This window comes from Sphingopyxis sp. Q841 (assembly GCF_052384365.1).
GTDB lineage: Bacteria > Pseudomonadota > Alphaproteobacteria > Sphingomonadales > Sphingomonadaceae > Sphingopyxis > Sphingopyxis terrae_A.
This window is the reverse complement of sequence record NZ_JBQSUM010000001.1, coordinates 301,639-317,782: the sequence shown is the minus strand read 5'-3', so window position 1 is coordinate 317,782 and position 16,144 is coordinate 301,639. Positions and strand designations below refer to the sequence as shown.

Here is a 16,144-nt window from a genome sequence, read left to right as displayed (position 1 = left end):
AAGACGAACATAATGCACGCCTATCGCACCCACACATGCGCCGACCTTCGCGCCGCCAACGTCGGCGAGGAAGTCCGTCTTTCGGGCTGGGTGCACCGGACGCGCGAGCATGCGAATGTGCTCTTCGTCGATCTTCGCGACCATTATGGCATCACCCAGATCGTGGTGGAGACGGATTCGGACCTGTATCCGACGGTCAATGGCGTCGGCCCCGAGTCCGTCCTGACCTTCACCGGCAAGGTCGCCGCGCGGTCGCCCGAGACGCTGAACCCCAAGCTTGCGACCGGCGAGATCGAAATCTATCCGAGCGCGGTGACGGTGCAGTCGGCGGCCGACCGCCTGCCGCTGCCGGTGTTCGGCGAGGCCGAATATCCCGAGGAAATCCGCCTCACCAACCGCTTCCTCGATCTCCGCCGCGAACGGCTGCACAAGAATATCGTGCTGCGCTCGAACGTCATTTCGTCGCTGCGCCGCCGTATGATCGACCAGGGCTTCACCGAGTTCCAGACCCCGATCCTGACCGCGAGCAGCCCCGAGGGCGCGCGCGACTATCTGGTGCCCAGCCGCGTCCACCCCGGTAAATTCTATGCGCTGCCGCAGGCGCCGCAGATGTTCAAGCAGCTGCTTATGGTTGCGGGCTTCGATCGCTATTTCCAGATCGCACCCTGTTTCCGCGACGAGGATGCGCGCGCCGACCGTTCGCCGGGCGAATTCTACCAGCTCGATTTCGAGATGAGCTTCGTCACGCAGGACGACGTCTTCAACGCCATCGAACCCGTCTTGCACGGCGTGTTCGAGGAGTTCGCCGATTTCGACGGCAAGGGCCGCACCGTGTCGCCGCTGCCGTTCCAGCGCATTCCCTACCGCGAATCGATGCTGAAATATGGCAGCGACAAGCCCGACCTGCGCAACCCGCTGCTCGTCCATGACGTGGGCGATTTCTTCAAGGGCTCGGGCTTCGGCCGCTTCGCCTCGATGGTCGAGGAAGGGCAGGTCGTCCGCGCCGTTGCCGCGCCCGAAACGCACGAGAAGAGCCGCAAATTCTTCGACGAAATGAACAGCTGGGCGCAGTCCGAGGGTTTTCCGGGGCTGGGTTATGCGACGCAGAAAGACGGCGTGTTCGGCGGCCCGATCGCCAACAACCACGGCCAGGAAGGCATGAAGGCAATCGCCGATGCGATGGGTCTCGGCCCGAACGACGGCATCTTCTTCGCCGCGGGCCCGGAAGCCAAGGCGGCGAAGCTCGCCGGTCTTGCACGCACCCGCGTCGCCGAACAGCTTGATCTTATCGACAAGAGCCGCTTCGAATTCTGCTGGATCGTCGATTTCCCGATGTTCGAGGCCGACGAGGAAACCGGCAAGATCGATTTCAGCCACAATCCCTTCTCGATGCCGCAGGGCGAGATGGAGGCGCTGGAAACCAAGGACCCGCTCGACATCCTCGCCTATCAATATGACATCGTCTGCAACGGCGTCGAACTGTCGTCGGGCGCGATCCGGAACCACCGCCCCGATATCATGTACAAGGCGTTCGAGATTGCGGGCTACAGCCAGCAGGATGTCGACACCAATTTCGCGGGCATGATCAACGCCTTCAAGTTCGGTGCGCCGCCGCATGGCGGTTCGGCGCCGGGCGTCGACCGCATCGTGATGCTGCTCGCCGACGAGCCGAACATTCGCGAGGTGATTGTCTTCCCGATGACGCAAAAGGCCGAAGATCTGATGATGGGCGCACCGGCACCGGTCTCCGAGAAGCAGCTCAAGGAATTGCATATCCGTCTGGTGGACGGGCCGAAGAGCTGACCCAATGAACGGGCCGCGCGAACACCGGCTCGCTACGCCGGAAGGCGACATCTGCTGGTTCGAATGGGGGACCGCGGGGGCGGGGCCGCCGCTGCTGCTGCTTCATGCGACGGGATTTCATGCGCGGCTGTGGGACCAGGTCGTCGCCGCCTTGCCGCAAGGCACGCATGTCATCGCGCCCGATCATCGCGGGCATGGGCGCAGCTATCGCCCCGCGACGCTCGCCGATTGGGGCGCGACCGGCGACGCGCTGTTGCCGCTCATCGATCGCTTTGCCGGAACGCCGCTGATCGGGTGCGGGCACAGCATGGGCGGGCATGCGCTGACCCGCCTGTCGGCGCAGCGGCCCGATGCCTTTCGTCACCTTGTCCTGATCGATCCGGTCATCATGGCGCCCGACCTCTATGAGGGTCAGGATGCGCTGCCGATCCCCGATCCCGCCGAGCATCCCGTGGCGCGTCGGCGCGATAATTGGGACAGCGCAGAACAGATGCGCGCGCGCTTCGCCGATCGTCCGCCCTATGCACATTGGCAACCGGCGGTGCTGGATGATTATTGCCGCTATGGCCTGCTGCCCGCGTCCGGAGGGACGGGGCTGGAGTTGGCCTGTCCGCCGCGCCTCGAGGCGTCGGTCTATCAGAATGCGCTGCGCATCGACCCCTATCGCTGGCTATCGGGGCTGGCGGCGGCGGTGACGCTGATCCGCGCGCCGAGCGGCGAACGCGGCGATTCGATGGACTTTTCCCAAAGTCCCACCTCGCCGGGGCTCGGCGCGCATATCGGCGCGGTGCGCGACGAGCGCTGGGACGAGCATAGTCATTTCATCCCGATGGAAGACCCCGCGCGCGTCGCCGCGCTGCTCGCCGATCTTGCCGCCATTCAGGGTTAACCCCGTCGCATCGACCGCGCTGCTGTGTTAGCAGCGGTCGCGGACCAAGGGGATGGATGGATGACGATCGACCTCGCCGACTATGAAGCCGGCGCCAAATATGACGGCGATTACGCCAAGGATCTGGCGGCGCTGCAGGCGCGGCTCGAAAATGTCCAGGCGGCGCACATCACCCATGGGCAGCGCAGCATCATCATGCTCGAAGGCTGGGACGCGGCGGGGAAAGGCGGGATCATCCAGCGCCTGACCGCGCAGCTCGATCCCCGCTATTTCGAGGTCTGGCCGATCGGCGCCCCCACCGACGAGGAAAAGGCGCGTCATTTCCTGTGGCGTTTCTGGACCCGCCTGCCTGGCAATTGCGACATCTCGATCTTTGACAGGAGCTGGTACGGCCGCGTCCTTGTCGAGCGGGTCGAGGGGTTCGCGACCGAGGCCGAATGGCGCAAGGGCTTTGACGAGATCAACGAGTTCGAGGCGCAGCTGACCGGCAGCCGCACCAATCTGGTCAAGCTGTTCGTCCATGTGACTCAGGCCGAGCAGGACAAGCGCCTTGCCGACCGCCTCGACGATCCGTGGAAGCGTTGGAAAACCGGGCCCGAGGATTATCGCAACCGCGCGCACCGGGGCGCCTATCTGGACGCGATGCACGACATGTTCGCGCACACCGATACGCGCTGGGCGCCGTGGAAGGTTATCGACGGCAACAACAAGAAGGCGGCGCGGATCGCGGCGCTGTCGCATGTTGCGGCCACGCTGGAGGCGGCGGTTCCGATGACCCCGCCCGACCGCGATCCCGCTGTCGTGAAGCTGGCGCAAAAGGCGTTCGGATATAAACCAAAGACTTAGGATTTTGGCCGGCTCGGGTAGCAATCGCTGCCGTGAGCCGCTACATGGTCCCGATGAGCCGCGCCAAGAGATCCGACGATTGGGGTTTCCCCCGCTGGCGCGCCTATGGGCAGGGCCGCGAGGCGCAAAAGGTTCGTCTGTGCGACCGCCATGGTTGCGACGCCCCCGGACGATGCCCCGCACCCAAATCGCCCAACAGTCCTGAACGCTGGTATTTCTGCGAAGCCCATGCCGCTGAATATAATCGCGGCTGGGACTATTTCGCAGGCCTGAGCGCCGAAGACGCCGCGGCGCGCGCCGCCGAAGAGGCGCAGGGCGCACGCAGTTACGCCCGCGCACAGCATTATGGCTGGGGCGGCCCGGGCGACGGCAGTCGCAGCGCGGACGAGATGCGCGCGCTGGAGGTGTTCGGGCTCGACAGCGACGCCGACTTCGACGCGGCCAAAAAGGCCTGGCGCGCCTATGCCAAGGAATGCCACCCCGACGTCAAGCCCGGCGACGCCGACGCTGCCAAACGCTTCGCGGCCGGGCAGGCGGCGTTCGAGGTGCTGAAGCAGGCCGAAGACCGCAAGAGCTGGAAGCCGGCCTGAGCGCGCTTTGCGAACGAATAGAGGGGCGGCATTGATATTGTTTACCCCGGCAAAGGCCAGGGTCCAGGGCGTCCAGCGCTGACATTGCCGGCACAGGGCCGTGGACCCCGGCCTTCGCCGGGGTACGCAAAAGAGATTTCGGCAACGTCTGCTGCTCCCCACTGCCGCACAGGGTTAGCCGCATCGTGTCGGCCCGTGCCGCCTAGCGTTTGATCGCCAACGCGGCGTCGCTCGCGAGCTTGTCGGCGAGTTCGTTGTCACCGTGGCCGGCGTGGCCCTTGACCCACAGCCATTCGATCTCGTGCCGTGCGGCCTCGCGCACCAGGCGTTGCCACAGGTCGGCGTTGGCGACAGGCTTTTTCGCGGCGGTCTTCCAGCCGTTGCGCTGCCACCCATGGACCCATTTGGTGATGCCGTCGCGGACATAGACACTGTCGGTCGACAGTTCGACCTTGCACGGGCGCTTGAGCGCGGCGAGCGCCTCGATCGCGGCGAGCAACTCCATGCGGTTGTTGGTGGTATCCGCCTCGCCGCCCGACAGCGTCTTGACGACATCGCCCCAGCGCAGCACCGCACCCCAGCCGCCGGGGCCGGGATTGCCCTTGCAGGCGCCGTCGGTCGCCACGATTACGGTATGGCCTTTGCCCATTGCAGCGCTCATCCCGCGCGGAACAGGTCGGCGGCGTCGGCGGCCTGGTAGCGGCGCAGGCGTTCGAGGAAGGGCGCGGGATCCTTGCGTGTGACCAGCGCATCAGCGGGGGTGTGGATCCAATCGTGCGCGCGGGTGAGCAGAAAGCGCAGCGCAGCGCCGCGTGCGAGCAGCGGCAGCGCGGCGACTTCGTTTGCGCTGAGATCGATTTCCGAAGCATAGCCGCGCATCAGCGCCGACGCGCGGGCACTGTCGCAGGTCCGGCCGTCGTCGGAAAAGGTCCAAGAGGCATGGGTGACCGCGAGGTCAAAGGCGCGAAAGTCGGTCGCCGCGAAATAAAAGTCGATGAGACCGGTCACGCGATCGCCGAGCATCAGCACATTGTCGGGGAACAAGTCGGCGTGGATGACGTGGCGCGGCAGGTCTGCCGGCCAGCGATCGTCGAGGAAGGCAAGCTCGCCATCGACGATTGCCTGCAGCCCGGCAAGCACGGTGTCCAGATCGCCCGCAGCGGCGGCGACGCCGCGCCAATGCGCGCGGCCCATGCTGTTTTCACGGGCGCCGGAAAAATCTTCGACCGCCTTGTGCATCGCGCCGAGCGCGGCACCCGCAGCGGCGCATTGCGCGGGGGTCGGATGCGTCAGCGAAATGCCCGCGAGAAACTGGATGATGCAGGCGGGGCGCCCCGAAATCTGCTGGATCGCGCGGCCGTCGCGGTCGCGGATCATCGCCGGCACCGGGCAGCCTCGCCGTGCGAGATGGCCGAGCAGATCGACAAAGAAGGGCAGGTCGCCCTCCTGCACCCGCTTTTCGTACAGCGTCAGGATGAAGCGCCCGCCGGTCGTTTCGAGCAGGAAGTTGCTGTTTTCGACGCCCTCGGCAATGCCCTTGCACGACAGCACCGTGCCGATGTCGTAACGGCCGACCAGCGCGGCGAGATCGTCGGGGTCGACCGCGGTATAGACGGCCATCAGGCGGCCGCCGGCTCGAGCCCGCGGGGGAGCTTGAAGGTCATATGCTCCTCGGCCGTGACGACGACATCTTCGACGATCGCGCGATGCGCCGCGACCGCGTCGATTACCTCGCGCACCAGTGTTTCTGGCGCACTGGCTCCGGCGGTAATGCCAAGCGTCGCGATCCCCGCCAGCCATGCGGGTTCGACGTCGGTGCCGCGCTGGACGAGGTGGGCAGGGGTGCCGAGCCGTTCCGCGACTTCGACGAGACGCAGGCTGTTCGAGCTGTTGGGCGCGCCGATGACGATGACGCGGTCGCACTGGCCGGCGATTGCTTTCACTGCTTCCTGCCGGTTCGACGTGGCATAGCAGATATCCTCGCCGCGCGGCCCCTGGATGGTGGGGAAGCGATGCTGCAGCGCCGCCACGATGTCGCGCGTGTCGTCGACGGATAATGTGGTCTGGGTCAGGAAGGCGAGATTATCGGGATCGGCGGGCGACAGCGCGGCGACATCGTCGACCGATTCGACCAGCGTCATTGCGCCATCGGGCAATTGGCCGAGCGTGCCGATGACTTCGGGGTGGCCGGCGTGGCCGATGAAGATGATGTGACGGCCCTGTTCGTTGGCGCGCTCGGCCTGTTTGTGGACCTTGGATACCAGCGGACAGGTCGCGTCGATATAGTCGAGCCCGCGCGCTTCGGCCTTTGCCGGAACCGCCTTGGGAACGCCGTGCGCACTGAACACGACCGGAACGCCGTCGGGTACCTGATCGAGCGATTCGACGAAAATCGCCCCCTTCGCCTTCAGCGATTCAACGACATAGCGGTTATGGACGATCTCGTGCCGGACATAGACGGGCGCGCCATAACGCTCGATCGCGAGCTCGACGATGCGGATCGCCCGGTCGACGCCGGCGCAAAAGCCGCGTGGGGCAGCCACCAAAACCTTGAGTTCCGGGGCTTCGGCGGCGGATTGCGTAAGATCTGTCATGACCCGCGCGCTCTAGCGCAGCGGCCGTGACAAGGTAAAGCCGCTTCGTCCATGTTGCGCCTTGTTCATCGCACCGATAAGAAGCGGCGCGCATGGAGCGGTGACGTTCGTCCTCCGCGGCCCGCGCCTGATTGGAAAGCTATATCATGATGCCCAGTTTCGTCCCGCCCCGTAAATCAATCGCCATGCTGTGCGGCGCGGCCGCCATGGTCATGGTCGCGGGGTGCGCGAAGGACAATGATATCGACCTGTCGTCGGGCGTCGGCATCACCGCGACGCGCAGCGCTTGTCCGGCGGTTGCCGTGCCGCTGCACACCGGCGACATCACGCTGTTCGATCCGGCGACGAGCCGCGATGCGAGCGCGGTCGACGTCGTCGCGACGATCACCCATGTTGTGCCGCAGTGCAACGACCAGGCGGAGAAAGTCTATCAGCTTGCCGATTTCGACGTCGTGGCGACGCGCCGCGATGCCGGCCCGGCCCGGACGGTCGAGCTTCCCTATTTCGCGACTGTCGTCCAGGGCGGCACCGCGGTCGTGGCCAAGCGGCTCGGCACCGTCACCGTCTCCTTCCCCGAAGGCCAGACGCGCGGCAGCGGCCATGCCCAGGCGGCCGCCTATGTCGACCGCGCCGCCGCGACGCTGCCCGCTGATGTGCAGGAACGCATCAACCGCAAGCGCCGCGCCGGCGATGCCGACGCCGCGATCGACCCGCTGAGCATCCCCGAAGTGCGCGCCGCGGTGCAGCGCGCGAGCTTCGAACTGCTCGTCGGCTTTCAGCTGACGCAGGAACAGCTCGAATATAACGTCCGACGATAGGCGTCGCGGCGGCGCGCATGCGCGCGCCGTTCGCATCCGTTTCACCCTGCGCCGCCATCCGGGCGACGCGGGGCTTTTCGTGCCTGCCAAGCTGCGGTAGGGCGCCGACCGACCTTTTGACCGAAGATTGACCTGACCCATGACCCTGTTCAGCCGTTTTTCCGACCATATCGATACCGCTCTGGATGCGCTTGTCGCGCGCGGGGCACTGCCCTCCGGGCTCGATCGCGGGGCGATCAGCGTCGAGCCGCCGCGCGACCCGGCGCATGGCGATGTCGCGACCAACGCCGCAATGGTGCTCGCCAAGCCCGCAGGGACGAACCCGCGCACGCTCGCCGAACTGCTCGTCGCCGAACTGACGGCGATCGGCGAAGTGACCGAAGCGAGCGTCGCCGGACCGGGCTTCATCAACCTGCGCGTCGCCGACGATAGCTGGCGCGGCGAGCTGGCGCTGATCCATGCCGAGGCGGGCGATTATGGCCGCTCGGCGATGGGCGCCGCGCGGCGCGTCAATGTCGAATATGTGTCGGCGAACCCGACCGGCCCGATGCACGTGGGCCATTGCCGCGGCGCGGTGGTGGGCGACGCGCTGGCGGCGCTGCTCGAATATTCGGGGCACAAGGTCACGCGCGAATATTATGTCAACGACGCCGGTGCGCAGGTCAATGTGCTCGCGCGCTCGGTCCACATGCGCTACCGCGAGGCGCTGGGCGAAGATATCGGCGCGATTCCCGAGGGGCTCTACCCCGGCGATTATCTGAAGCCCGTCGCTGAAAAGCTCGCCGCCGAATATGGCGACCGTTATGTCGGCGCGCCCGAAAGTGCGTGGCTCGGCCTGTTCCGCGCCGAGGCGGTGAGCGCGATGATGGACATGATCCGCGCCGACCTCGCCAAGCTGGGCATCCATCATGATCTCTTCTCGTCGGAGGCCGAGCTGCAGGCCGAGGGCAAGCCCGCCGCCGCCGAAAAATGGCTGCGCGAGCATGACCTGGTCTATGACGGTGTGCTCGAAGCGCCGAAGGGCGAGACGCCCGAGGATTGGGAGCCGGTTGAACTGCCGCTGTTCCGCTCGACCAAGTTCGGCGACGATCAGGACCGGCCGATCAAGAAATCGGACGGGAGCTGGACCTATTTCGGCGCCGACCTCGCCTATCATTATCAGAAGGCGCAGGATGCCGACGAGCTGATCGACATCTGGGGCGCCGACCATGCGGGGACGGTCAAGCGCATCAAGGCGGCGGTCGCGGCGCTGACCGGCGGCGCCAAGAAGTTCGACGTCAAGCTGGTCCAGATGGTCCGGCTGCTCAAGAATGGCGAGCCGTTCAAGATGTCGAAGCGTGCGGGCAATTTCCTCACGCTCGCCGACATCGTCGATGAGGTCGGCAAGGATGCGGTGCGCTTTACCATGCTGACGCGCAAGGCTGACGCGCAGATGGATTTCGACTTTGCCAAGGTGGTCGAGGCGTCGCGCGACAATCCGGTCTTCTATGTTCAATATGCCCATGCGCGGATCGCATCGCTGAAGCGCAAGCTCGCCGATGCGGGTATCGCTGCGGCGGCGCCCGACATCGCGCGGCTCAACGCCTATGAGCTGGGGCTGGTCAAGCTGCTCGCGCAATTCCCGCGCACGGTCGAGGCGGCGGCGACGGCGCGCGAGCCGCATCGCATCGCCTTTTATCTGGGCGATGTCGCCGCGGCCTTTCATGCGTGGTGGAACATGGGCAACGATCGGCCCGACGCCCGTATCATTTTGGCAAATGACGCCGAACTGACCGCAACCCGCCTTTATTTGGCCGATGGAATCGGGCAGGTTATCCGCAACGGGCTGCACCTGATGGGGGTGGAGGCGCTCGAGGAGATGGCGTGATGGCGACGGATGCGGGATTGGGGCTGGAGGACGAGGATCGCCTGCCGTGGCTGGAACCCGCCGAAGGTTTCGAGGATGATGCCGAAGTCTCGCCCGCGCGCCTGCTCATCATGGTGCTCGGCGGGCTTCTGCTGATCGGTGCTGTGCTCGGCGGGCTGTGGTGGGTCCAGAACGGCGGCGCGCGCGGGCAGGGCGAGCTGATCGTCGCCGACAAGGGCGACTACAAAGTGCCGCCAAAGACCGACGGCGCCAAGACGTTCGAGGGTGAGGGCGCAGCGAGTTTTGCGGCGAGTGAAGGATTGACCCCCGGGGGCAAGGTCGATCCGAGCCGCATGCCCGAGGAACCCGCAGTGACACCCGCCGAACGCGACGCGATGGCGCAGGCCGAGGCCGCGAAGGCGCAGGCCGACAAGGCCGCCGCTGCAAAGGCCGAAGCGGCGCGGATCGCGGCGGCTGACAAGGGCAAGCCCAAGCCCGCGGCGATGTCGGTCAAGACCGGCGAAGCGACAGGCGCGCAGGCCGAGGCGGCTGGCGCCGCGACCGGACTGGTTCAGCTTGGCGCGTTCAGCAGCGAGGCGGCGGCGAACAAGGCGTGGGGCAATCTGAGCAAGCGCTTTGCCTATCTGTCCGAATTGAACCGGTTCGTTTCGCCGGTGAAGACCGGGAGCGGCACCGTCTACCGTTTGCGCGTGGCGACGGGTACGGCGGCTAACGCATCGAATTTGTGCGGAAAATTGCGTGTTGCGGGCGAAAATTGCGTCGTCGTTCGTTGATATCGCCCGTTTTGCCGCACCCGCCGTTGGTTCGCCGCACCGGCTATGGCATAGTCGATCCCTTGGCCGATGCCTGAGGGGGCGTCCGCCGGTGGAGGTTGACGTACGATGATACCCGCGATCTTCGGCCTGTCGGGCCTGACGCTGACCGACGACGAGCGCGCTTTCTTTCGCGACAGCGCGCCCGCGGGCTATATATTGTTCGGCCGCAATATCGAGAACCGCACCCAGCTTCGCCGCCTGACCGACACGCTGCGCGAGCTTGACGGGCGCGCCAATCTGCCGATCCTGATCGATCAGGAAGGCGGCCGCGTCGCGCGCATGAAGGCGCCCGAATGGCCCGATTTTCCGAGCGGGGCGGCGTTCGATGCGCTGTACGAACGCGCGCCGGCGAGCGCGATCGAGGCGGCGCGGCTCAATGCGATGGCGCTCGCCTCCATGCTTGCCGAAGTGGGGATCACCGTCGATTGCCTGCCGCTGCTCGACGTGCGCCAGCCGGGGGCAAGCGATGTGATCGGCGATCGCGCGCTGGGCAGCGAGCCGATGCGCGTTGCGGCGCTGGGCCGCGCGATCCTGAGCGGATTGCAGGACGGCGGCGTCGTCGGGGTTGTCAAACATATTCCGGGGCATGGCCGTGCGCTGATCGATTCGCACAAGGCACTGCCCGTCGTCGATGCCCACGACCGCGAGTTGCAGACCGACCTTGCGCCCTTTGCTGCTCTGCGTGACGCGGCGATGGCGATGACCTGCCACGTTATCTTCAAGGCGTGGGATCCCGATCTGCCCGCGACGCTTTCGCCGACGATCATCGGCAGCGTGATCCGTCAGCGCATCGGCTTTCACGGCCTGTTGATGACCGACGACCTCGATATGGAGGCGCTGTCGGGCGACGTCCCGACGCGCGCGGCGGCGGCGATCGCCGCGGGCTGCGACCTGGCGCTCAACTGCTGGGCGAAGATGGACGACATGGTCGGCATCGCCAACGCACTCGACCCCATCGGCGCGGACTCGCTCGCCCGGCTCGAAGGCGCGATGGAGCGGATCGCCGGGATGCACGACGAGCGCCAGTTCGCGGCGCTGATCGACCAGCGCGACGCGCTGCTGGCGCTGGCGTGATGGCGGGCTGAGGCATCGATGGAGGAACTGCCGCTCGAATATGAAGTCGTGCCGGCAGCGGCGGAGCGCGAGGATGCGCTCCAGCTCAATCTCGAAAGCTGGGAAGGGCCGCTCGACCTGCTGCTGACGCTCGCGCGCAGTCAGAAGGTGGACCTGCGTCAGATTTCGATCCTGGCGCTGGTCGAACAATATCTGACCTTCATCGCCGAAATGCGCGCAAAACTGGAGGTTGCGGCTGATTATCTGGTGATGGCAGCGTGGCTTGCCTATCTGAAATCGGCACTGCTGCTGCCCAAGGATCCGACCGAAGACCCGTCGCCCGACGAACTGGCGCTGCGTCTGCAATTGCGCTTGCAGCGGCTCGCGGCGATGCGCGAGGCGGCGGCGCGGCTGCTGGCGCGTGACCGGATCGGCCGCGACGTCTTCCTGCGTCCGAATCCCGAGGGGTTGCAGGATGTGAAGGTGCGGCGCTGGGATGCGAGCCTGTACGATCTGCTCTCGGCTTATGGGCAGGTCAAGCTGCGCACCGAACCCGTCGTGCATATGGTCGCGCGGCGCCCCGTGGTGACGCTCGACGCGGCGCTCACCCACTTGCAGCGGATGCTGGGCGTCCAGCTCGATTGGGCCGAGTTGTCGGCCTTTCTGCCCCCCGATTATCAAGGGCCGCTGCGCCGGTCGGCGATCGCGTCGAGCTTTGTCGCCGCGCTCGAACTGGCGCGGCAGGGGCGGGTCGAATTGCGGCAGGAGGCGGCGTTCGAGCCCCTCTATCTGAAAGCGAGCCAGGGATGAGCGAGATCGACGACCGCGAACGCGCGATAGAGGCAATGGTCTTTGCCAGCGACGAGGCGCTCGATGCGCGACAGATTGCCGGGCGTTTCCACGACGAACTGACGCCGGGCGAAGTGCGCGCGATTCTGCAGGCGATCGCAGCGCGCCACGCGGGGAGCGGTATCGAACTGGTCGAGCGCGGCGGCCACTGGCATTTCCAGACCCCCGCCGATCTTGCGCATCTGCTCCGCCGCGAACGCGACGATCCGCGCAAGCTGTCGCGCGCCGCGGCGGAAGTGCTGGCGATCATTGCCTATCACGAGCCGGTGAGCCGCGCCGAGATCGAGGCGATCCGCGGCGTTCAGACGTCGAAAGGGACGCTGGACGTGCTGATGGAGGCCGAATGGATCGCGCCTGCCGGGCGGCGCGAGGTGCCGGGGCGGCCGCTGATCTACAAGACCACCGACGCTTTCCTGCAGCATTTCGGGCTCGCGAGCCGCAAGGATCTGCCCGGGATCGAGGATCTGCGCGCGGCGGGCCTGCTCGACCCGGTCGATCTCGCCTTCGATGCGGCGATGGACGAACTGGACCTAGTAAAAGACGGCGAGGAAGCCTAGATAGCGGCCTCAAGGAGAATTTGAGATGGGTAGCTTCAGCATCTGGCACTGGCTCGTGGTCGGGATTCTCGTCCTGCTATTGTTCGGCAAGGGTCGCTTTTCGGACATGATGGGCGACGTCGCCAAGGGCATCAAAAGCTTCAAGAAGGGCATGGCCGAAGACGATGTGCCGCCGCCCGCACCGCGCCAGATCGACGGTCAGCGCGCGCCCGAGGCGACCCCGACCCCCACCGCGGAAACCGAAAACCGCTGATCGCGGCCCGCACGCGGGGGAAGGCCTGAACGATGTTCGACGTCGCGCCGACCGAGTTGCTGCTCGTCGTGGTGGTAGCCCTGGTCGTCATCGGACCCAAGGATCTGCCGAAGGCGATGCGTTTTGTCGGCAAATGGGTCGCCAAGGCCCGCGGCATGGCGCGTCACTTCCGTTCGGGACTCGACACGATGATGCGCGAGGCCGAGCTTGAGGAGCTGGAAAAGCAGTGGCGCGAACAGAATGACGCGATTATGCGCCAGTTCCCGCGCCTCGATGGCGTCGATGCGCCGCCGATGATTCCGGCGACCTCGCTGCCCGACGCGGGCGCGGCCGACGTCGGCGAAACGCCGCCCGTCGATCCCGATCATGCCGCGGCCCTGACGCCGCCTACCGCCGCCCCGTCCGGTACGTCGACCGAAACTCCGCCGGAAACCCACGCCGTTCCGCCGAAGGACGGCCCGTTACCATGAGCGCCGATACGCCGGTCCATAAAGAGGATGAGGATGGCGCGGGCGGCAAGATGCCGCTGCTCGACCATCTGATCGAGCTGCGGTCGCGGTTGCTGAAATCGCTACTCGCGATCGCGCTCGCATTCGGCGTGTGCCTCTATTTCGCGCGACCGATCTTCGGCGTGCTGGTGCACCCGCTCGTCGCGGCGGGGCAGGGCAAGCTGATCTACACGCAATTGTTCGAGGCGTTTTTCGTCGAGATCAAGGTTGCGCTGTTTGCGGCGATGATGATCGCCTTTCCGGTGATCGCCAATCAGCTGTGGAAATTCGTCGCGCCGGGCCTTTATCGCAAGGAGCAGCGCGCCCTGCTGCCCTTCCTCTTCGCAACGCCGGTCCTGTTCGCGATCGGCGCCTCCTTCGCCTATTTCATCACGATCCCGATCGCGCTGAAATTCCTGCTCGGCTATCAGGGCGAGATCGGCGGCGTGACGCAGGAAGCGCTGCCGTCAGTAGGCAATTATCTGAGCTTCGTGATGCAGTTCATCATGGCGTTCGGCATCGCCTTTCTGTTGCCGATCCTTTTGATGCTGGTCGAGCGCGCCGGGCTGGTGACGCGCCAGCAGCTGATTGGCGCGCGCCGCTACATGATCGTCGCGGCGTTCGCGATCGCCGCCGTGTTCACGCCGCCGGACGTGATGAGCCAGCTCCTCCTCGCGGTGCCGCTTGTCTTCCTTTACGAGATTTCGATCTTTGCGATCTGGTTTACCCAGCGCCGACGCAAAACAGGCGCCGAAGCGGCGCCTGTCGAGCCTCCGGAAGAGGCTAAAGGGTAAGTAACCCGCCGATCAGTGAATGGCGTCGTCGCCGGCTTGGCCGACCGATTCGATATCGCGGCCGACGCCCTTCACCGTGTTGCAGCCAGCGACCAGAAAGCTGGCGAGCAGGGTAAGAAGGATTACGCGAGCACTCGTCATAGTCTGTCACCTCTCACGGGATTTTTTGCAAAATGGCCCGGCGCGCTTCGAGGGGGGGGGAGGGAATGCGAGCCGGGCCAATGTTGCTGAGCAGCGCTGCGGGGGGGCGATGATCGCTGCTCAAATGGGAAACCCGCGTTGCGAGGGATAAGTTCCGCAAAAAAATCGCCGCGATGAAAAAATTTTCGGGGAGCCCGGCGAAGCGTGCAAATCCAGCGATTTGGGTCAGCCCATCGCCGTCAGGCCGCTGAGCACCGCAAGCCCGAGGAACGAGAAAAAGCCCATCATGTCGGTCATCGTCGTTACAAAGACGGCCGACGACACCGCCGGATCGATGTCGAAACGGTCGAGCGTTACCGGCACCAATATGCCCGCGAGCCCCGCAACCAGATTGTTGATGAGCATAGCGGAGGCGATCACCGCACCCAGAAGCGGGTTGCCGAAGATGAGCGCGGTGCCGGCGCCGATCAGAATGCCGAGCGAGAGGCCGTTGACTGTCGCGATGCGAAATTCGCGCAGGATCATGCGCATCGTGTTCGACGCGGTAAGCTGATTGGTGGCGATCGCGCGCACGGTCACGGCGAGCGTCTGGGTTCCGGCATTGCCGCCCATGCCCGAGACGATCGGCATCAGCACTGCGAGCAGCGCATATTTGGCAATGGCGGTTTCAAAGATGCCGACGACCGATGCTGCGAGCATCGCGGTGCCGAGATTGACGACCAGCCAGCTCAGCCGGGTGCGGATGGTCAGCGTGATCGGTTCGTTGATGTCGCCGTCGCCGGCACCCGACAGGCGCAAAATATCCTCGCCCGCCTCTTCCTGGATGATGTGGACGACGTCGTCGACCGTGATCATCCCGACGAGCCGCCCCGCCCTGTCGACCACCGCGGCCGAGATGAGCGCATATTTCTGGAAGCGCAGCGCGACCTCTTCCTGGTCCATGTCGACCGGGATCAGTGTCTGCTCGCGCTTCATTATGTCATTGATTGCGACGCTGCGCGGCGCCCGCAATATCCAGCTCAACTGGCAGGTGCCGACCGGGCGGTGCATCGGGTCGACGACGAAGATTTCCCAGAAGTCGGTGGCGAGATCGACATCCTCGCGCAGCCGGTCGATGACGTCGCCGACGGTGACATGTTCGGGCACCGCGACGAATTCGCGCTGCATCAGGCGCCCGGCGGACTCCTCGGGAAAGGAGAGGGCGTCCTCGATCGCGGCGCGATCTTCGGGCTCCATGGCGCGGAGAACGGCCTGCTGCTCGTCCTCCTCCATATCCTCGATGATCGCAACGGCATCGTCGGTGTCGAGTTCGGACGCGATTTCGGCGACCTGTTCGGGCGCGAGCAGATCGATCAGCCGCTCGCGCACATAATCGTTCATTTCCGCCAGCACGTCGGGCGACAGAAGGTCGCCGAGCACCTGCGCCAGGAGCGGGCGGTCTTCGTCAGAGACGAGCTCGAAAAGGTCGGCGATGTCGGCAGGGTGCAGGCGGCCGACGCGTTCGCGCGCCGCCTCGACCTCGCCCTCTTCGGCAAGATCGATGACGTCGCGCACGAACGCGGGTTTCAGGCGATCGTCTTCGTCGAGTTCGGTTTCGGTTTCGCGCGGGGGATGGCCGGGGTCATGATCGAGCCCGTCGGCGGTGAGCACGTCTTCGGGCGGCAGGGAATCTTCGCGTTTGTCCATCGCGCGGTCCTCCCTGGCTGCTACGGCGTCGAAGGCCCTCCACTAGTCGCGGACGCGCGTCATGGCAACGCTGCAGCCGAATTTAGTGCGTGGCATTGGCG

Annotated in this window: 18 protein-coding genes; 13 read left to right on the top strand and 5 right to left on the bottom strand. The window is 65.7% G+C overall.

Going from position 1 to position 16,144, the window contains the following annotated elements:
- Positions 1-12: 12 nt before the first annotated feature.
- Genes aspS through ACT17R_RS01650 form a run of 4 tightly spaced genes read left to right on the top strand, consistent with a single transcriptional unit; the run spans position 13 to position 4,128 of the window.
- Entirely contained in the window at positions 13-1,803 is a 1,791-nt protein-coding gene (gene aspS, locus ACT17R_RS01665; RefSeq protein WP_062902776.1) for an aspartate--tRNA ligase, read from the top strand.
- Between the two features lie 4 nt (positions 1,804-1,807).
- Positions 1,808-2,692 (top strand): alpha/beta fold hydrolase, encoded by an 885-nt coding sequence (locus tag ACT17R_RS01660; protein ID WP_444808851.1) that lies wholly within the window; start codon positions 1,808-1,810, stop codon positions 2,690-2,692.
- A 60-nt stretch (positions 2,693-2,752) separates the two neighbouring features.
- Complete coding sequence (locus ACT17R_RS01655) at positions 2,753-3,538, top strand: polyphosphate kinase 2 family protein (RefSeq protein ID WP_062902774.1); 786 nt, start codon at positions 2,753-2,755, stop codon at positions 3,536-3,538.
- Positions 3,539-3,591: 53 nt separating this feature from the next.
- The gene (locus ACT17R_RS01650) at positions 3,592-4,128 is read left to right on the top strand and encodes a DnaJ domain-containing protein (RefSeq protein WP_062903249.1); all 537 of its coding nucleotides are present in this window, start codon (positions 3,592-3,594) and stop codon (positions 4,126-4,128) included.
- A 202-nt stretch (positions 4,129-4,330) separates the two neighbouring features.
- Here the strand turns inward: ACT17R_RS01650 and rnhA are convergent, their stop codons facing one another.
- The 3 genes from rnhA to ispH are packed head-to-tail and all read right to left on the bottom strand — an operon-like array spanning position 4,331 to position 6,722.
- The gene (rnhA, locus tag ACT17R_RS01645; RefSeq protein ID WP_003047820.1) at positions 4,331-4,777 is read right to left on the bottom strand and encodes a ribonuclease HI; all 447 of its coding nucleotides are present in this window, start codon (positions 4,775-4,777) and stop codon (positions 4,331-4,333) included.
- A gap of 8 nt (positions 4,778-4,785) precedes the next feature.
- On the bottom strand, positions 4,786-5,748 hold the full coding sequence (thrB, locus tag ACT17R_RS01640) for a homoserine kinase (protein ID WP_444808850.1): 963 nt from the start codon (positions 5,746-5,748) through the stop codon (positions 4,786-4,788).
- Entirely contained in the window at positions 5,748-6,722 is a 975-nt protein-coding gene (gene ispH, locus ACT17R_RS01635) for a 4-hydroxy-3-methylbut-2-enyl diphosphate reductase (RefSeq protein WP_062902772.1), read from the bottom strand. Before ispH ends, thrB begins: the two co-directional genes overlap by 1 nt.
- 146 nt (positions 6,723-6,868) lie before the next feature.
- Here ispH and ACT17R_RS01630 point away from each other — a divergent pair, with 146 nt between their 5' ends.
- The 9 genes from ACT17R_RS01630 (at position 6,869) to tatC (ending at position 14,216) form a co-directional block, all read left to right on the top strand.
- The gene (locus ACT17R_RS01630) at positions 6,869-7,540 is read left to right on the top strand and encodes a hypothetical protein (protein WP_003047809.1); all 672 of its coding nucleotides are present in this window, start codon (positions 6,869-6,871) and stop codon (positions 7,538-7,540) included.
- Between the two features lie 139 nt (positions 7,541-7,679).
- On the top strand, positions 7,680-9,407 hold the full coding sequence (gene argS / locus ACT17R_RS01625) for an arginine--tRNA ligase (protein ID WP_444808849.1): 1,728 nt from the start codon (positions 7,680-7,682) through the stop codon (positions 9,405-9,407).
- A complete protein-coding gene (locus ACT17R_RS01620; RefSeq protein ID WP_234179892.1) occupies positions 9,407-10,180 on the top strand; it encodes an SPOR domain-containing protein in 774 nt (257 codons plus the stop codon). The genes argS and ACT17R_RS01620 overlap by 1 nt, the downstream gene beginning before the upstream one ends.
- 108 nt (positions 10,181-10,288) lie before the next feature.
- Positions 10,289-11,296, top strand: coding sequence for a beta-N-acetylhexosaminidase (gene nagZ, locus ACT17R_RS01615; protein WP_062902769.1), 1,008 nt, complete (start codon positions 10,289-10,291; stop codon positions 11,294-11,296).
- 18 nt (positions 11,297-11,314) lie between these two features.
- Positions 11,315-12,085, top strand: a complete 771-nt coding sequence (locus ACT17R_RS01610; protein WP_234179894.1) for a segregation and condensation protein A — start codon at positions 11,315-11,317, stop codon at positions 12,083-12,085.
- Complete coding sequence (gene scpB, locus ACT17R_RS01605; protein WP_062765402.1) at positions 12,082-12,681, top strand: SMC-Scp complex subunit ScpB; 600 nt, start codon at positions 12,082-12,084, stop codon at positions 12,679-12,681. Before ACT17R_RS01610 ends, scpB begins: the two co-directional genes overlap by 4 nt.
- A 25-nt stretch (positions 12,682-12,706) precedes the next feature.
- Positions 12,707-12,934, top strand: a complete 228-nt coding sequence (locus tag ACT17R_RS01600; RefSeq protein ID WP_062765399.1) for a twin-arginine translocase TatA/TatE family subunit — start codon at positions 12,707-12,709, stop codon at positions 12,932-12,934.
- 32 nt (positions 12,935-12,966) lie between these two features.
- On the top strand, positions 12,967-13,404 hold the full coding sequence (tatB, locus tag ACT17R_RS01595) for a Sec-independent protein translocase protein TatB (RefSeq protein ID WP_444808848.1): 438 nt from the start codon (positions 12,967-12,969) through the stop codon (positions 13,402-13,404).
- Positions 13,401-14,216: a twin-arginine translocase subunit TatC gene (gene tatC, locus ACT17R_RS01590; RefSeq protein WP_003047782.1), complete on the top strand. Its 816-nt coding sequence runs from the start codon at positions 13,401-13,403 to the stop codon at positions 14,214-14,216. Before tatB ends, tatC begins: the two co-directional genes overlap by 4 nt.
- Before the next feature lie 12 nt (positions 14,217-14,228).
- Here tatC and ACT17R_RS01585 read toward each other — a convergent pair whose 3' ends face one another.
- Together ACT17R_RS01585 and mgtE are read right to left on the bottom strand one after the other, a co-directional pair.
- Positions 14,229-14,357 (bottom strand): entericidin A/B family lipoprotein, encoded by a 129-nt coding sequence (locus ACT17R_RS01585; RefSeq protein WP_003047780.1) that lies wholly within the window; start codon positions 14,355-14,357, stop codon positions 14,229-14,231.
- Between the two features lie 225 nt (positions 14,358-14,582).
- On the bottom strand, positions 14,583-16,043 hold the full coding sequence (mgtE, locus tag ACT17R_RS01580; protein WP_234179896.1) for a magnesium transporter: 1,461 nt from the start codon (positions 16,041-16,043) through the stop codon (positions 14,583-14,585).
- Positions 16,044-16,144 lie beyond the last annotated feature (101 nt).